This window comes from Scytonema sp. HK-05 (assembly GCF_963872035.1).
Taxonomy (GTDB): Bacteria; Cyanobacteriota; Cyanobacteriia; order Cyanobacteriales; family Nostocaceae; genus Kalymmatonema.
In genome coordinates, this window is the sequence record NZ_CAWMYC010000148.1 from 1 (window position 1) to 15854 (window position 15854).

Genomic DNA, 15854 nt, shown 5'->3' on the forward strand with positions numbered 1-15854 from the left:
CGATACTCCACCTCAAGCATCCCCTTTGTCAATACCCCGCTACCTGAATCCTTACAAAAGATACGCAATAAGGCTACCTGATTTTTGTTAGCTTTTATCGCTAAATTAAGGGTTTTAGTTTAATACTGAGTTATTCATTTACATCAATTTTTCTTGGTGCAAGATGTGAGCTAATGTTACATGGATGCGTTCACCTTCTGTAAATCAGTTACAGAAAGGTATTGGCTGTTTTCACAGATGTCTAACTGCCAAACCTCAGAAAATACGAAGGGCAAAAGCTAGACATAGTAGGAGTTTTGGACAAGTTTGTAAAGGTTGCAGCTTTACTCTCACTAGGCCTAATACAGAACAGGATCAGAGACAGAGATGAGTGTAACATTGTCAATTAATAATCCAGAATCAATACTATCATCTCCCACATCTGCAACTCCGAGTCCCAAAGTGTATGTTCCGGTAGTCGGTATTGTGAAGGAAAAAGTTTGGAAGCCAGTCTCTTCAAAAAACTGTGTCGTCAAAGAAGTTACGGATGATGAGAACGTCGTATCAGCCAATTCTGACTGGGAACTGATTGAGACGAAGGAAAAATCGTTATGAGGGAACACTTGTGCCCCCTCATTCGTAAGAAAATTCCAATCGACAGTCAAAATGTCTCCAGCGTTCGCCGTGAATGTTTGTCGAATAGCTGAGCCTTGAGTAACGTCCCCATTGCCAAGATTATCCAAGCTTCCAGCTTCTAACCCTAAGAACGTTTCTATAATTGCGTCAGAAAATGTGGCACCCCCAGTTGACAATAAAGCCTGGAAAGTTCCCTCAGTTGGGCAGGTGCCAAATGCCGATGTCTCAATACTTGTAGAGCCTATTGTTGTCCATCCAGTAAAATCATCGGTTTCAAAGCTACCGTTGATGATTGTTGGGTTAACAGAGGATTCGGGTAAAGTAAATGACTTTAATGACAGTGTATAGGAACCAGATTGAAAATGGTTACCTGCAAAGGTGTCGTCCTTAAAGCCAGACACTGCAAAATTCAGACTGCCATTTGCTGGTACTATTCCGGTGAGTATGGGTATAACACTATTGTCAGCGCTGTCATCGCTTATTACTAGGATATCACCAGAATTATCAAGCAACCCCAGAATTGGATCAAATGTGTCTGAATTGACCTCTACGTTAAATAAGCTTCCGGAATCAAGACCTGAGATGGTTAAAAAGTCAAGGTCACCGCTCTCTAGTTGTCCATATACAGTACTAATACCAGATGGTAGATATTGTCTGGTAGTGAAAGAGTTATTAGGTTCATTCTCAGTTGCTGTAGAAGCAAGTTGAGATAAAGAGGAATTTTCTGTCATGAGAGTTACGATGGAAACTACATGTTTAATGTTTTTTGTGGCTCTGACGTGCTTGTGGTAGGGGCTACGGTACTACCTCGAAGGGCAGCATCATCTCGTTGTCCTCGTGATCGATCATGTGGCAGTGCCACACGTAGCGCCCGGTGAACGAGTTGCCGAAGGGCAGGTTCTCCGCAGCTTGGGCACCAAACGGGACGATGAGGCGAATGACCTCGCCCGGGTTGACTAAGACCGTATCCTTCCACCCGGCTTCGTTTGGCGCTGGCTGTCTCGCGGGACCAATTGCAAAAGGGGTGGGGTCGGGGGGCGGGTAGCCAGCTGGCACCGTCGGTCCACCGCGTACGTGGTGTGTGATTACCGTGCGAGGGCCGGTGGCAAGGTATGCCTTCATGTACTGGCTTGTATCGATCTTTTGCCGATTGAGGATCTGGAACAGGACCAGATGCAAGTGCATCGGGTGGGCAACCGGCTGAAGGTTAATGATATTCCACTGCTCCACGGTGTCCACCTTCGGCCGCTCCATCAGCATCGGGTCGTTGAGCGCCTCATCCCAGTAGACGTAGTTGAGCAGTACTGCAAGCGGTCCGGTTGGGCTCGATATCTCCACTAGCGTCAGGAACCGCTGCCGCACTGGCGTAGTAGCAATCGGTGTTATGAGTGGTTTATTGACTCGCAGTGTCTGGGGAATGACTTTAGGAGCGGCAGCGCCCGCGTTCATCGTGAACTGCATGATTTCGGGCAGTAAAACACTACCTAATACCGTGTTGGCTCTACCTTCCGGATATGGCGCAATAGCCTCATTTTCCAAAACGATCTTGTCTCCTGGCAGGTTTCTAGAGAAGTCAATAAGCACGTCAGCCCGCTCGCCAGGAGACAGCAGCAACTTCGACAGTTGCACGGGAGCGTTGAGCATCCCCCCATCGGTACCGATTTGAATGATTGGCTGATTTGACGACAGCTTAAGATTGTAGGTTCGGGAACTTGAGCCGTTAATGATCCGGAATCGGTACACAGTGCGGTCAACATTGAGGTTCGGCCACGCCTTGCCGTTGACGGTAGCGACGTTACCAAGAAACTCCGCTTCCCAATGTTCGGGGTGGTATATTGAGCCATCAGGGTTGAATGTCCGGTCTTGCAGCACCAGCGGTATCTCATACGGAGCCCCAGCGGGAATACCGAGTGGTCCATTGCCACCCGCAGGATCATCGATGTCCCTGAGCAGGTAGAACGCGGCGAGTCCAGCCATCACGTTCTGACCGGTGATACCGAGCGCATGGTCGTGGTACCACAGCGTCGCTGCTTCCTGATTGTTGTTGAAGTTGTATACATAGGACTGTCCCGGCGTAAATGTGTCCTCCGGGTAACCGTCGCTTTGTGGTTCGGTGTTGCTGCCATGCAGGTGCAAGGCCACCCGTGGGCTGGTTCTGTCGGACTCCAGCACGCCGTGCAAGCTCGTGTCGAGCGGCAGTGGGTGGGGCCCGAGTTTGTTTTCCACGGTGAGCCTAAGCGGCGTGCCCCGAGTAACCTCAATAGTAGGGCCAAGGTAGGAAGCCCCACCGTAGCCACACGTGGGACCTGCTTCCAGGTTGCTGTGGAACGAGTGTGAACTCGATGCTATCGTCAAGATGCTGGGTGCCGCACTCGGGAACGGAATGGGCAGAGTCTCGGTAAATTTTGATATCTGCGGCAAGGCTGCATAGGTTTTCTTCGCCTTAAACATTGCAGGAACGAGAAATGCTGCTCCCAACCCTGCACTTGCTATCATCAATTGCCTTCTAGTAAACATTGCTACTTTTCGATTAGATAAATACGTAAAATAAGCTCACGCAAGTTCGTTTGGACTTGATTTATGGTATTGCTCAATAAAGGGATAGTTGTATCCTCTTTTAGGATTATCGTATTCTCAAAAGCTATATGTATCATTTAACACAAGTTGCTTATAGTTGTTATCCCTCACGTGAGTGTACGCTGCGTGCGTATGACTGAAAACTTTTTACCGTTTGTATTGGGAGCGATCAAGTTATCAAACACAGCTATGATCCATTGTCATTTAGCTCCAAACTCTTTTGCTGTGAAACTTCGTTGATTCTGCCTATTTAACGGAGGTCTTGTCCATTGAAGATCGACATATTAGAGAAAACCTTAAGTTTTTCTCTTATCAATAAACCGAGCCGAGATTCGCTCGGCACTAGATACTTAGAGCGTATTTATAAAATAAAATCTTAAGCAGTTGAGCAACGATGATTACGGGTTCATCGACGTAACATTAACAGTTACCTTACATCTTGCACAAAAAAAAATGATGGAACTTTATCACTTAGTGTGAAACCAAAAGCCCTTTATTTAGCGAGAAAAGCCAAGAAAAATAATGTAGCTTTATCGCACATATTTTTGGTTTGTACGGACTTATACGGTTAGCTGCAAGATGTGAGCGCCCCACGAGGGGGAAGTCAAAAGTCAAAAGTCACGCATTCAAAAGTATTAAACTCCCTCACAACAAATGAAAGATGCACCTGCATTCTCGACTTTCTGAAAGCCTTGCTATAGGGGCGTTCTAAAATGTGCATCTTAAGAGTTACCAGTTATCAGTTATCAGTTTTATCGTTGAGGGAAATACCACACCAAAAGCACCAGAGAGCCTTGGTGGCGGGTTTAAATCCCCCACCAGACCGAGAAAGCGTCACTGCGTAGGTAGCTGTTCACTGATTTAAATGCGTTATAGCGGCACATATCATGGTTTCACTCGTGTGCAGAAGATATTCGTAATCCTTGTACTTTGGTAACCAACGAGTGATAGTCAGTAGACCGAAAAGATTTCTAGAAGGCTTACCATCCGTTCATTTGACGGAGTGTATACAATCCGCCAGAATGCCCGTATAATCTACTTTTTGAGTAATAAGGTTGTCGATCAGTTCTCCTGCTGAAGCAAGCGATCGCTCTGGTCAGTCCTAGAAACGTCGCCCCAAAGCCTTATTCTTTCGTCAACTTACAAAAGTTTTCGGTCTACTGATAGTTGCTTGATCACGTCCTAAACGTTCTGCTAGCGATTGCCCCAGGGGCACTGCGCTGCGCGCAATCGCCTGCTTGTCACTTGACCACTCTTGAGCCACGAGAACATTTGCACTTTTTCTTTACAGATCACCGCTTGTCGCATATCTCAGCGCTTTCTCGAGCTCTTCTTGGCTTTCTAATATCTCGATTTGAAATGGATGACTCATAACAAAAGTACCAAATACACCCACCTAATAGTTTGACGTAGTTTGGCTCATATTCACACAGAATTCGTATTATTATTTATTAAGAGTTATAATATAAGGCTTCTACATGAAGTTGGCGATCGCTCTTTTGGGACAGTACACAGAGGGCTATCGTATGTAAATCAAAGGATGAAGGACAAGCAACAAACCGATTATTTATATATCTGCTCTATTTAGATGCGTTTGCCCTGGATGCACAACAACTTAACACGGCTACGTTCCACTAAGTAGTTACGATAAAATTTACAGCAGAATTTAAGTTTGTCCTTAACTTAGCGATTTTGGCTGGTAAAAACTTTTTTAAAGCTAGAAACTTTAATACAGAGTTATCCTTCCCAGTACCGCCTTGGCTGTGTCGAACAAACCTTAACTAAAGGTGAAAACCAGTATATTGGCAACAGTAACTCGTGCATTGGATGTATAGCTTCGGGTCTCGGCTTTGAAGGAACTCCAGAGCAACTGTGGCTTCACCCCCGTTAAAGGTTGTTGCTGCGGAAGACACCGTAACTAGCAAAACGTGTAGAGAACGTGTAATGCAAGTAACGTTAATCAATGCTTTTAAAAACGCAACCATGAACCCTTTGCAAACGCTGCAGAATTACGGGCAGTCTGTCTGGCTAGACTACATTCGGCGCAGCCTGATTACTAGTGGTGAATTGCAACGCTTGGTGGATGAGGATGGGTTGCGTGGTGTCACGTCCAACCCTGCCATTTTCGAGAAAGCTATTGCTGGCAGCACTGACTACAATGATGCACTCATTGCACTTGAGCAGCAGCAAGACATGGACACCATGTCGCTCTATGAGCAATTGGCGATAAGCGATATTCAAGAAGCTGCTGATGTATTGCGACCTGTTTATGAGCAAACGAAAAAGCGTGACGGCTACGTTAGCTTGGAAGTATCACCGTACCTTGCTCACGACACGCAAGGCACGCTCACGGAGGCGCGGCGACTTTGGCAAGTGGTCTTTCGCTCAAACGTAATGATTAAAGTGCCCGCAACGCCTGCAGGTATCCCTGCCATCAAGCAACTTATTAGCGAGGGCATCAACGTTAACGTCACGCTGCTATTCTCTCAGGAAACCTACGAGCGAGTCGCAGATGCTTACATCAGTGGTTTAGAAGCGTTTGCAGCGCAAGGTGGGGACGTGAGTAAGGTGGCCAGCGTCGCCAGCTTCTTCATCAGCCGCATTGATACTGCGATTGATGCGATCGCCACTGCCCGCATTAAGACAGCTACCAGTGCCAGTGAGCAGGCGTCCTTACGCACCATCCTCGGCAAAGTTGCTATTGCCAATGCTAAGCTGACTTATCAACGCTACCAGGAAATCTATCAGAGCGCCCAGTGGCAAGCGTTAGCGGATAAGGGCGCACAAACGCAACGACTCTTATGGGCCAGCACCAGCACGAAGAACCCCTTGTACCGCGACGTAATTTACGTGGAAGAACTCATCGGTTCAGATACAGTGAACACGATTCCTCCAACAACGTTTGACGCATTTCGCCATCGCGGACAGCTACGTGCCAGCTTGAAAGAGCATCTGGAAGAAGCGCACGACATAATGGAAACCCTCTCTCGGGTCAACATCTCAATGCAGGATGTCACAAAGCAGTTATTGACCGAAGGGGTACAGCTATTCATTGAAGCGTTTGACAAGTTGTTAAGTGTCGTGGAGAAAAAGCGTGAAGCGGTGCTAGGCACAGACCTAGATCGGCAAACTTATTCTCTGCCAGATGACCTCGCCAAGAGCGTCCAAGCATCCCTCAAAGATTGGCTTGTTAACGGCAAGGTGCGGCGGCTGTGGGCACAGGACGCTTCGCTTTGGACTGGTAGAGATGAGAACCGTTGGCTCGGTTGGCTTGGTATTACTGAAGACCAACTGGCGCACATTGACCACCTGAAAAAACTTGCTGAAGAAGTTAGGAGTACAGATTTTGAACACGCACTACTACTAGGAATGGGCGGTTCTAGCCTGTGCCCTGAAGTGATGAAGCTCACCTTCGGCAGAGTGCTGGGCTACCCTGAACTACACGTGCTGGATTCGACAGATCCAGACCAAATTAAGGCGGTCGAGAGTAAAGTGGATCTTACCAAGACCTTGTTCATCGTGTCTAGTAAGTCGGGCGGCACCCTAGAGCCAAACATCTTCAAGCAGTATTTCTTCGACCAGGTACAGCAACTCCTTGGTGCTGAAGAAGCAGGTAAACGCTTCATTGCCATCACCGACCCCGGCTCGAAACTGCAGCAGGTGGCTCTTGGCGACAACTTCCGTGATATTTTCTTTGGCTTACCCAGTATCGGCGGCAGATACTCGGCGCTGTCACATTTCGGTCTGGTTCCTGCAGCGATTATGGGCGTGGATGTCGCGAAGTTCCTCGACTATACTGAGGAAATGGTACACTCTTGCGCTGCAACCGTCCCAGCCACAGATAATCCAGGTGTCGTTCTAGGAACAATTCTGGGGGTGCTTGCTAAAGCGGGTCGGGACAAAATCACCCTCATTACCTCGCCGGGTATCTCAGATTTGGGCGCGTGGTTGGAGCAGTTGCTGGCCGAGTCAACGGGCAAGGACGGCAAGGGACTGATTCCCATTGACCAAGAAGCCTTGGGGAAACCAGAGGTGTACGGTAGCGATCGCTTGTTTGTCTACGTTAGGCTGGAGACAGCCCCAGATGCAGACCAGGATGCAGCGGTAGATACCTTAGAACAGGCAGGGCAACCGATAGTACGCATTCTGATACAAGACCCCTACCAATTAGGTCAAGAGTTTTTCCGGTGGGAAATTGCCACTGCTGTTGCTGGTTCGATCATCGGAATCAATGCGTTCAACCAACCGGATGTGGAAGCAAGCAAAATCGCCACACGGCAATTGACGTCCGAGTATGAACAAACGGGTGTACTCCCAGCAGAAATGCCAATTTTAGCAGAAAACGGTATCCAGTTGTTCACCGACCAGAAAAATACGGCAGAACTCTTTGAAGCGGCAGGCGAACCCTCACTGGTGAGTTATTTGCGGGCGCACCTCGACCGCATCCAAGTTGGTGATTACTTTGCCCTGCTGGCTTATGTTGAGATGAACGACCAGCACCAGGCGCAACTACAAGCAATCCGGCAAGCTGTCCGCGATGCCAAGCAAGTAGCAACTTGTTTGGGCTTCGGTCCCCGCTTTTTACACTCCACAGGGCAAGCTTATAAGGGTGGACCGAATACGGGTGTCTTTTTGCAAATTACCTGCGATTCGACAATCGATTTGCCTGTGCCCGGACAGAAATACACCTTTGGTGTCGTCAAAGCAGCTCAGGCACGCGGCGATTTCCAGGTATTGGCACAGCGGGAGCGACGCGCTTTGCGAGTCCATCTGGGTTCGGATGTACACGCAGGTTTAGCCACCTTACAAACAGCAATCAAGCAAGTTTTGCTCTACAGCAGTTTTCAAGTAAATGAACCACATACCTAAAATTTAAATTCCTGTAATGAAAGTGCATGCACTTTCATTACAATGTGATCTATTTAAATTGCAAACAGCTGTAATTCAGCGATCTGAAGGAGAAATAATATGCAACTAGGTATGTGTGGTCTGGGGCGCATGGGCGCAAATATAGTCCGGCGTCTGCTACGGGACGGACACGAGTGTGTCGTATACAATCGGACCCCTGACAAAGTGAAGCAGTTAGAAAGTGAAGGGGCACAAGGGACGACTTCCCTGGACGATTTCGTCAATCAATTGACTAAACCTCGTGTAGCTTGGGTAATGGTGCCAGCCGGTGACGCAACAGAGCAAATAGTCATGGAGCTAGCACAGAAGATGGAGCCAGGTGACATCATTATCGATGGCGGCAATTCCTACTACAAAGATGATGTGCGCCGTGCTAAGCTTCTCCAAGATATGGGCATCAACTATGTTGATGTGGGAACCAGCGGCGGAGTATGGGGATTGGAGCGAGGTTACTGCCTAATGATTGGTGGTGAAAAAGGGATTGTTGAACATCTAGATCCGATTTTCAAGACGATTGCTCCCGGACAAGGTGACATCTCCCGTACGCCGGGACGGGAAAAACTGAGCAGCACTGCTGAGGCTGGTTACCTGCACTGTGGTCCAAACGGTGCCGGACATTTTGTCAAGATGGTTCACAACGGGATTGAGTATGCCCTGATGCAAGCCTACGCCGAAGGCTTCGATATCTTCCGTAATGCCAACTCGCAGGAACTGTCCGAGGCTTATCGCTATGACCTTAATGTAGCAGACATTGCTGAAGTTTGGCGTCGGGGCAGTGTTGTAGGCTCCTGGCTACTAGACTTAACAGCGATGGCTCTAGCCGAAAACCCAACTCTTTCCAATTATACAGGCTTTGTGCAGGACTCTGGCGAAGGGCGCTGGACAATTATGGCAGCGATAGAGTCAGCCGTGCCTGCCGATGTGCTGTCCGCGTCACTCTATACCCGCTTCCGCTCGCGCCAGGAGCACACCTTTGGCGAGAAGGTTCTGTCAGCGATGCGGCAAAAGTTTGGCGGGCACATAGAGCAAAAAGGCACATGAGAAGCGTGTTGACACTGGGCATTAAGAAAGATAAAGCCATGACGGGGCAAAACAATGAACATGACTGATGAACGGTTAAATCGACCCGGTGATCCCTGCGTAATGGTAATTTTCGGAGCTGCTGGAGATCTGACCAAGCGCAAACTCATTCCGGCTCTCTACAACTTAGTGCAAAGCAACCTGTTACCTAAAGAATTTGCCGTTGTGGGAGTGGCTCGTGCTCAAATGAGCACCGATGACTTCCGCCAGAAAATGAGTCGGGATATTCATGAATTTGCGACCAGCTCAGTCGATCCACAGCTTTGGGATTCGTTTGAAAAAGGGCTCTACTATCTGTCGGGTGATTTTCAAGACCCCAGCACTTATGAGCAGTTGCAGCAGCTACTGGCTACTGTGGATCAGGAATGCGGCACGCGCGGCAATTACCTATACTATCTAGCAACAGCGCCCAACTTCTTTAACGATATTATGTGGCAACTTGGGACTGCTGGGCTGGCTCGTGAAGAAGCAGATATTTGGCGGCGAGTGATTATCGAGAAGCCCTTTGGGCATGACTTTGATTCGGCTCGCGCTCTCAATAAAAATATCAGTAGCGTGCTGAAAGAAAGCCAAATTTACCGCATCGATCACTACCTTGGTAAAGAGACGGTGCAGAACATTTTGGTCTTTCGATTCGGTAATGGCCTATTTGAGCCAGTCTGGAACCGCCGTTACATTGACCACGTGCAAATTACGGTTGCCGAGAGTGTTGGTGTAGAAAGCAGGGGCGGCTACTATGAAGGAGCAGGTGCATTGCGGGACATGGTGCAAAACCACATGTTCCAGTTGCTGGCGCTGATGGCGATGGAACCGCCCCTTTCGTTTGAAGCCGATGCAGTCCGGGATGAGAAGTCTAAATTGCTGCGGGCAATCCAACCGCTGACCCCAGAAGAAGTTCTTACCCAGACTGTACGCGGACAGTATGGCGCAGGCATGGTGAAAGGCTCATCAGTGCCTGCTTACCGCACTGAGTCACGTGTTGCTCCTGATTCTGGTACTGAAACCTTTGTAGCGCTGAAGCTGATGCTCGACAACTGGCGCTGGGCTGATGTGCCGTTTTATCTGCGGACTGGTAAAGCTCTACCTAGTCGCGTGACTGAAATTGCCATTCAGTTCAAGCACGTCCCGTTTTTACTGTTCCGTCAGACACCCGTCGAGCAACTGACACCGAATTTTCTGGTTTTACGCATCCAGCCCAATGAAGGTATCAGTGTGCAGTTTGGTGCTAAAGTTCCTGGTCCTTCCGTACGCATGGGTGCGGTACAAATGGATTTTGAGTACGCTGACTACTTTGGCACTCACCCAAATACTGGCTATGAAACGCTACTCTACGACTGCATGATTGGCGACGCCACCCTATTCCAGCGAGCCGACAACGTTGAACTTGGGTGGAGTGTGGTAACACCAATTCTGGATGTCTGGAAAGCCTTACCTCCTCGTAGTTTCCCCAACTATGCAGCAGGTACCTGGGGCCCGAAAGAAGCTTTCGACTTGCTAGAGCGCGATGGGCGGCAGTGGCGGAGGATTGATCCATGATTCTAACAGGTGACATTGGCGGCACAAAGACAATCCTAATATTCTTCCAGGCTGAAGGCGGACGTTTGAGACCCATTATCTTTCAAGAAATAAGGCAGAAAGCAGAGGGTAGAAGCCAGAAGGGAAGAGGATTTAACTTGTTTGTTCCATTCGTAGCACGTGGCTACAGCCGCCTGTGTCCCTGCTCCTAAAAAAGAGTTTGTATAATGCTTATGTAACAAGGCTTTCAGAGATTTAAGTGAAATGTATTTTTTGCTAGTCAGAGGCTCATATCTTGCATCTATCCGTATAAAGCCAGGCTAGGTAAAAAGTAGTACAATAAAGTTACATTACTGATTTGGTACTCCGATTAGTGGTGGGTACTTCACAGAGGAACTACGTCATCAGCACCCGACTACGGTCATTGCTCAAGTAGCTTTGGCAGGAAAGTGCCATTGGTGTCAATTTAAGCCAAAACCCTGTCTTTAATCTCGTTTCCAGGTTTCACCTGGAAATGCCCTTGAAGCGGCTCTGCCGCTTTTAAAGCAGGCAGAGTCTCCCAATGGTATTCCGAGTCTCTGACTGGGAACAAGGCAATCTCTCAAAGCATTGCAAACGAGCGCTTTCACCTTAAGTTGACACCAATAGGAAAGTGCGCTCTCTGCAAGCAGGCACTGGATCTGTTTGTTTCTCTCTACGGTGCAGAGGCAGGCAACCTGGTGCTGAAATGGATGGCGACTGGGGGAGTGTTTACCGACAGTGGCATTGCACCCAAAATTATTGAGAAGTTGAAGAACTCAACCTTCATAGAAGCGTTTACAGCTAAAGGTTGTCTCCAGTCGTTGCTGGAAGCAATACCAGTGCGTGTCATCGTCAATGACAAAGCGGCGCAGCGCCTAGCAGCGCTTCGGGTTGCCGACACCCAAGTTGCACCGACACAGACCAATTTGTCAGCTATAAGAGGGCATAAATTGTGAGTATAATAAGCAACAAAAAAAACTGGTTAACGCCACCGAAAGTCTCTCTGCTGGTTGCCGACGTGGACGGCACTCTGGTCACCAAACAGAAAGTGCTCACTGAGGCAGCTGGAAATGCGGTGTCTAAGTTGCGTACGGCAGATATCGCCTTCACAATCACGAGCGGGCGTCCGCCCCGAGGTATGAAAACACTCATCGACGATCTCGCCTTAACAGCACCCATTGCCGCTTTCAACGGTGCGGTCTTCCTACGTCCAGATTTCTCAATCATTGAGCAGAATCTTCTGAGTGCGCCGATCGCCAAGCGCGTTATTGAGATTATTGATTCCTATGGTCTTGACGTTTGGCTCTACAGCGATCGCGACTGGTTTGTGCGCGATCGCCACGCCTCCCACGTTGACCGCGAAGAATGGACGATCAAGTTCCCGCCAACAGTTGTGCCAACATTTGATAACTTACTTGACAACGTGGCAAAGATTGTTGGCGTTAGCGACGACCTAGAGGCAGTGGCGCGGTGCGAAGCTGACACCCAGCGGGAGTTTAGAGAACAGGTTTGCTGTCAGGCTGGAGCGAGTTCAAGTGGTGGGGAGCAGGTTTCTGCTGCTCGCTCCCAGCCCTATTACCTGGACGTAACGCACCCACGCGCTAACAAAGGGTTTGTGGTCGAGCGGCTCTCACAAATGCTGGCAATTCCCACTCAAGAGATTGCAACCATCGGGGATATGCCTAACGATGTACCAATGTTCTCCAAAAGCGGTCTGAGCATCGCAATGGGCAACGCTAGCCTGGAGGTGCAACACAGCGCCAAATATGTGACTACCTCCAACGAAGATGAAGGCTTCGCTAATGCAGTAGAACGCTACATTTTGGTCAGCCAAAGTTCGGCTCACGCCCCCAGCGCAGTTTATCAGATGGAAGAAACAAGATGAACAAACACGTGCAAGAAATCTTAAGCTGGTACGGCAGCGACAATCCAGGGACGCTGACCAACCTGTCCCGACTCCTCAACCACGGCAAACTTGCAGGCACTGGCAAACTGGTGATCCTGCCAGTGGATCAAGGCTTTGAACACGGACCAGCGCGTAGTTTTGGTTTTAACTCACCTGCTTACGACCCTCGCTATCACTTTGAACTGGCAATCGAGGCTGGCTGTAATGCCTATGCTGCTCCTTTAGGTTTTTTGGAAGCAGGGGCGCGGGAGTTTGCTGGTGAGATCCCCTTACTCCTCAAAGTCAACGACCACGATGTCCTCTTCGATGAGCAAGACCCAAACCAGGCTTTGACTGGTAGCGTGGCAGATGCGTTACGCTTGGGGTGTGTGGGCATTGGCTTTACTATCTACCCTGGCTCAGCACATCGGATGGAGATGTATCAGCAGATCCGCGCCTACGCTGAGGAAGCCAAGCGCTGTGGCTTGGTGGTGGTCATTTGGGCTTACGCTCGTGGGTCCGGTTTGAGCAAAAAGGGTGAAACCGCGATTGATGTCATTGGTTATTCTGCACAGATTGCCGCCCAGCTAGGCGCACATATCATCAAAGTGAAGCTGCCGACTGCACATATCGAGCAAGAGGCGGCACGCAAAGTTTACGAAAAAGAGCAAATTCCAATTGGAACGTTAACAGAGCGAGTGCGTCACGTGGTACAGTGTACCTTCAATGGACGGCGTATTGTCATCTTCTCTGGTGGTCCAACCGAAAGCGATGAAACAATACTTGATGAGATCCGCTCTATTCACTATGGCGGTGGGTTTGGCTCGATTATCGGACGCAACTCGTTCCAGCGGCCCAAGTCTGATGCGCTGCGGCTGCTCAACAGCATCATGGAGATTTACAGAGAAGTTCTTTAGTCTCTCACACCCATGAAAGGACGGGCCATGTTATCAGTATTTGACGTCCAAGTTGTCACAAACACTGAAGAGCTTAGCTTAAAAGCTGCAGAGGAATTTGTCCACCGGGCTGAAGAAGCGGTACAAGCACGAGGGGTTTTTACCATTGCCCTAGCTGGCGGCTCGACACCCAAAAGTCTTTACACGTTATTAGCTAGCAATACCGCATCGTTTCGAGAACAAGTGCCCTGGAACAAAGTTCACTTTTTCTGGGGTGATGAGCGCCATGTCCCACCAGACCATCCCGATAGTAACTACCGCATGGTGCAACAGCGCCTGCTATCTCAAGTGCCTGTTCCACCAGAAAACGTACACCGGATCTTAACTGAAAATCCAGACGTTGGTAAAGCAGCAGACGAGTATGAGCAAGTATTACGGGATTTCTTTGAGTTGCACGAGGGGAAGTGGCCGCGCTTTGACTTAGTGCTTTTGGGAATGGGACCGGATGGACACACCGCCTCCCTATTCCCAGGAACCAATGCTATCCACGAACAAACACATCTCGTCGCTGCTCCCTGGGTAGAAAAGCAGAATACGTACCGAGTTACCCTGACACCACCAGTGCTAAATAATGCCCTATGCACGATCTTTCTCGTTAGTGGGGCAGAAAAGGCCGAAGCATTGCAAGCAGTTTTGGAGGGCAATCCTGAGCCTGATCGCTTTCCCGCTCAAATTATCCGTCCAAAACAAGGGACGCTGTTATGGTTGGTAGACCAGGCGGCAGCCCGCCTCTTACAGAAGCAGGCATAGATAGGGAATTTCATTTCACCTCTAAACAAAACTAAGGAGATAAAAAATGGCTAACGTATTAATAGTGTATGCAACAGACTATGGTAATACAAGGAAGATGGCTGAGGCGATCGCGTCAGGAGCTATGTCAGTCCCCGATACTCAAGTCTCTGTTAAATTAGCGGAAGATGCCACAAAAGATGACTTAATTGCCAGTGACGCACTTATTGTTGGGACGCCTGTTCACATGGGAAGCCCCGATTGGCGTGTCAAAAAATTTATCGATACAGTGTGCGGTCGGCTTTGGATGAAAGATAGCATGGTTGGCAAAGTTGGTGCTATATTCGCAACCGGCAGTGGCTATGGAAACGCTGGAGGTGGATCTGAACTCACGATGCTGGCTCTGCTAAATAACCTTGCTGAGCTGGGGATGGTGCTGGTGCCTCTTCCCAAAAATACCCCAGGCTACTACTTGGCAGGACTTCAGTGGGGACCTTACGGACGTTCTGCTGGGGAAAAGATGGACCAAACAGGCGTGACGGACGAGAGACTGGAAGCTGCAAGGCACCACGGCGCAAATGTATCTAGAATCGCTTCTGTTCTTAAAGGTCACGATTTGTTTGCCAAGCCAACTCCAGTTTTAGCGTGACATCCTCCCACACTAAGGGATTTCCAAGAAATAAATTATTCATCTTGTGGAGTGGGCGTCCCCGCCCGCCCAGACATCACATTACTTTAAAAGGAGAATACCATTGAAACTTGAAGGTAAAGTCGCTTTAGTAACCGGCAGCAGCCAAGGAATCGGTCAAGCCATTGCAGCGCGTCTCGCCCAAGAAGGTGCAGACATCGTGATTGACTACCGCAGCCATCGGGAGGGTGCCGAGGAAACGCTAGCCAAAGTAGAAGCCACAGGACGCTCTGGCTTCATTGTTAAGGCAGACTTGGGTGTAGTAAGCGAAGTCCGCCAGTTGATTGAGTCGGGTATCCAACACTTCGGTAAACTAGATATCTTAGTGAATAACGCTGGCATTGAAAAGAACGCTGATTTTTGGTCAGTATCAGAAGCAGATTATGACGCAGTGCTTAATGTCAACTTAAAAGGTGTGTTTTTTGTAACTCAAACCTTCGTCCAGCACTTAATTGAGACCAAACGGACTGGAAAGATTATTAACATCAGTTCAGTCCATGAAGAACTCCCTTTCCCACACTTTACTTCTTACTGTGCTAGCAAAGGTGGCGTCAAAATGATGACGCGCAACCTGGCTATTGAGCTAGGACCTTTTGGAATAACGATCAACTCCGTCGCACCAGGAGCGATTGAGACCCCTATCAATACCAAGCTTTTAAACGATCCAGAGAAGCTGGATGCTTTACTCAAGAATATCCCATTGGGTCGCTTAGGCAAGCCGCAAGATGTGGCTTCAGTAGTTGCTTTCCTAGCCTCCTCTGATGCTGATTATGTGACAGGTACAACCTTCTTTGTGGATGGTGGTTTGCTCTGGAATTATCAAGAACAGTAATGTGATTAGATACAGCAGAATTTAGGGGTCAGAAGTCAGAAGTCGGAA

12 protein-coding genes are annotated in these 15854 nt (G+C 48.8%); 10 read left to right on the forward strand and 2 right to left on the reverse strand.

The window, feature by feature from the left end; genetic code table 11:
- Nucleotides 1-338: 338 nt before the first annotated feature.
- Nucleotides 339-1346, reverse strand: coding sequence for a hypothetical protein (locus AACT52_RS34210; RefSeq protein ID WP_073634904.1), 1008 nt, complete (start codon nt 1344-1346; stop codon nt 339-341).
- Nucleotides 1347-1410: 64 nt separating this feature from the next.
- Nucleotides 1411-3111, reverse strand: coding sequence for a multicopper oxidase family protein (locus AACT52_RS34215; RefSeq protein ID WP_233154137.1), 1701 nt, complete (start codon nt 3109-3111; stop codon nt 1411-1413).
- Nucleotides 3112-5175: 2064 nt separating this feature from the next.
- Here AACT52_RS34215 and AACT52_RS34220 point away from each other — a divergent pair.
- From AACT52_RS34220 to AACT52_RS34265, 10 genes are all read left to right on the forward strand, one after another.
- Nucleotides 5176-8061 carry a bifunctional transaldolase/phosoglucose isomerase gene (locus AACT52_RS34220; protein WP_073634930.1) on the forward strand — a complete coding sequence of 962 codons (2886 nt, stop codon included), beginning with the start codon at nt 5176-5178 and terminating at the stop codon, nt 8059-8061.
- A 99-nt stretch (nt 8062-8160) separates the two neighbouring features.
- Nucleotides 8161-9141: a phosphogluconate dehydrogenase (NAD(+)-dependent, decarboxylating) gene (gene gnd, locus AACT52_RS34225; RefSeq protein ID WP_073634906.1), complete on the forward strand. Its 981-nt coding sequence runs from the start codon at nt 8161-8163 to the stop codon at nt 9139-9141.
- A 60-nt stretch (nt 9142-9201) separates the two neighbouring features.
- Entirely contained in the window at nt 9202-10716 is a 1515-nt protein-coding gene (gene zwf / locus AACT52_RS34230) for a glucose-6-phosphate dehydrogenase (RefSeq protein ID WP_096549585.1), read from the forward strand.
- Entirely contained in the window at nt 10713-10907 is a 195-nt protein-coding gene (locus AACT52_RS34235; RefSeq protein WP_096549586.1) for a hypothetical protein, read from the forward strand. The genes zwf and AACT52_RS34235 overlap by 4 nt, the downstream gene beginning before the upstream one ends.
- Before the next feature lie 423 nt (nt 10908-11330).
- On the forward strand, nt 11331-11672 hold the full coding sequence (locus AACT52_RS34240) for a glucokinase (protein WP_233154138.1): 342 nt from the start codon (nt 11331-11333) through the stop codon (nt 11670-11672).
- On the forward strand, nt 11669-12601 hold the full coding sequence (locus tag AACT52_RS34245) for a Cof-type HAD-IIB family hydrolase (RefSeq protein ID WP_083630707.1): 933 nt from the start codon (nt 11669-11671) through the stop codon (nt 12599-12601). The genes AACT52_RS34240 and AACT52_RS34245 overlap by 4 nt, the downstream gene beginning before the upstream one ends.
- Nucleotides 12598-13518, forward strand: coding sequence for a class I fructose-bisphosphate aldolase (locus AACT52_RS34250; protein ID WP_073634908.1), 921 nt, complete (start codon nt 12598-12600; stop codon nt 13516-13518). The genes AACT52_RS34245 and AACT52_RS34250 overlap by 4 nt, the downstream gene beginning before the upstream one ends.
- A gap of 27 nt (nt 13519-13545) precedes the next feature.
- Nucleotides 13546-14307, forward strand: coding sequence for a 6-phosphogluconolactonase (gene pgl, locus AACT52_RS34255; protein WP_073634932.1), 762 nt, complete (start codon nt 13546-13548; stop codon nt 14305-14307).
- Between the two features lie 46 nt (nt 14308-14353).
- On the forward strand, nt 14354-14935 hold the full coding sequence (locus AACT52_RS34260) for a flavodoxin domain-containing protein (protein ID WP_073634909.1): 582 nt from the start codon (nt 14354-14356) through the stop codon (nt 14933-14935).
- A gap of 103 nt (nt 14936-15038) precedes the next feature.
- On the forward strand, nt 15039-15806 hold the full coding sequence (locus AACT52_RS34265; protein ID WP_073634910.1) for a glucose 1-dehydrogenase: 768 nt from the start codon (nt 15039-15041) through the stop codon (nt 15804-15806).
- Nucleotides 15807-15854 lie beyond the last annotated feature (48 nt).

Bases quoted from the DNA above. Each gene is read 5' to 3' on its own strand.
- AACT52_RS34210 (WP_073634904.1), bottom strand. From the start codon at position 1,346: ATGACAGAAAATTCCTCTTTATCTCAACTTGCTTCTACAGCAACTGAG.
- AACT52_RS34215 (WP_233154137.1), bottom strand. From the start codon at position 3,111: ATGATAGCAAGTGCAGGGTTGGGAGCAGCATTTCTCGTTCCTGCAATG.
- AACT52_RS34220 (WP_073634930.1), top strand. From the start codon at position 5,176: ATGAACCCTTTGCAAACGCTGCAGAATTACGGGCAGTCTGTCTGGCTA.
- gnd (WP_073634906.1), top strand. From the start codon at position 8,161: ATGCAACTAGGTATGTGTGGTCTGGGGCGCATGGGCGCAAATATAGTC.
- zwf (WP_096549585.1), top strand. From the start codon at position 9,202: ATGACTGATGAACGGTTAAATCGACCCGGTGATCCCTGCGTAATGGTA.
- AACT52_RS34235 (WP_096549586.1), top strand. From the start codon at position 10,713: ATGATTCTAACAGGTGACATTGGCGGCACAAAGACAATCCTAATATTC.
- AACT52_RS34250 (WP_073634908.1), top strand. From the start codon at position 12,598: ATGAACAAACACGTGCAAGAAATCTTAAGCTGGTACGGCAGCGACAAT.
- pgl (WP_073634932.1), top strand. From the start codon at position 13,546: ATGTTATCAGTATTTGACGTCCAAGTTGTCACAAACACTGAAGAGCTT.
- AACT52_RS34260 (WP_073634909.1), top strand. From the start codon at position 14,354: ATGGCTAACGTATTAATAGTGTATGCAACAGACTATGGTAATACAAGG.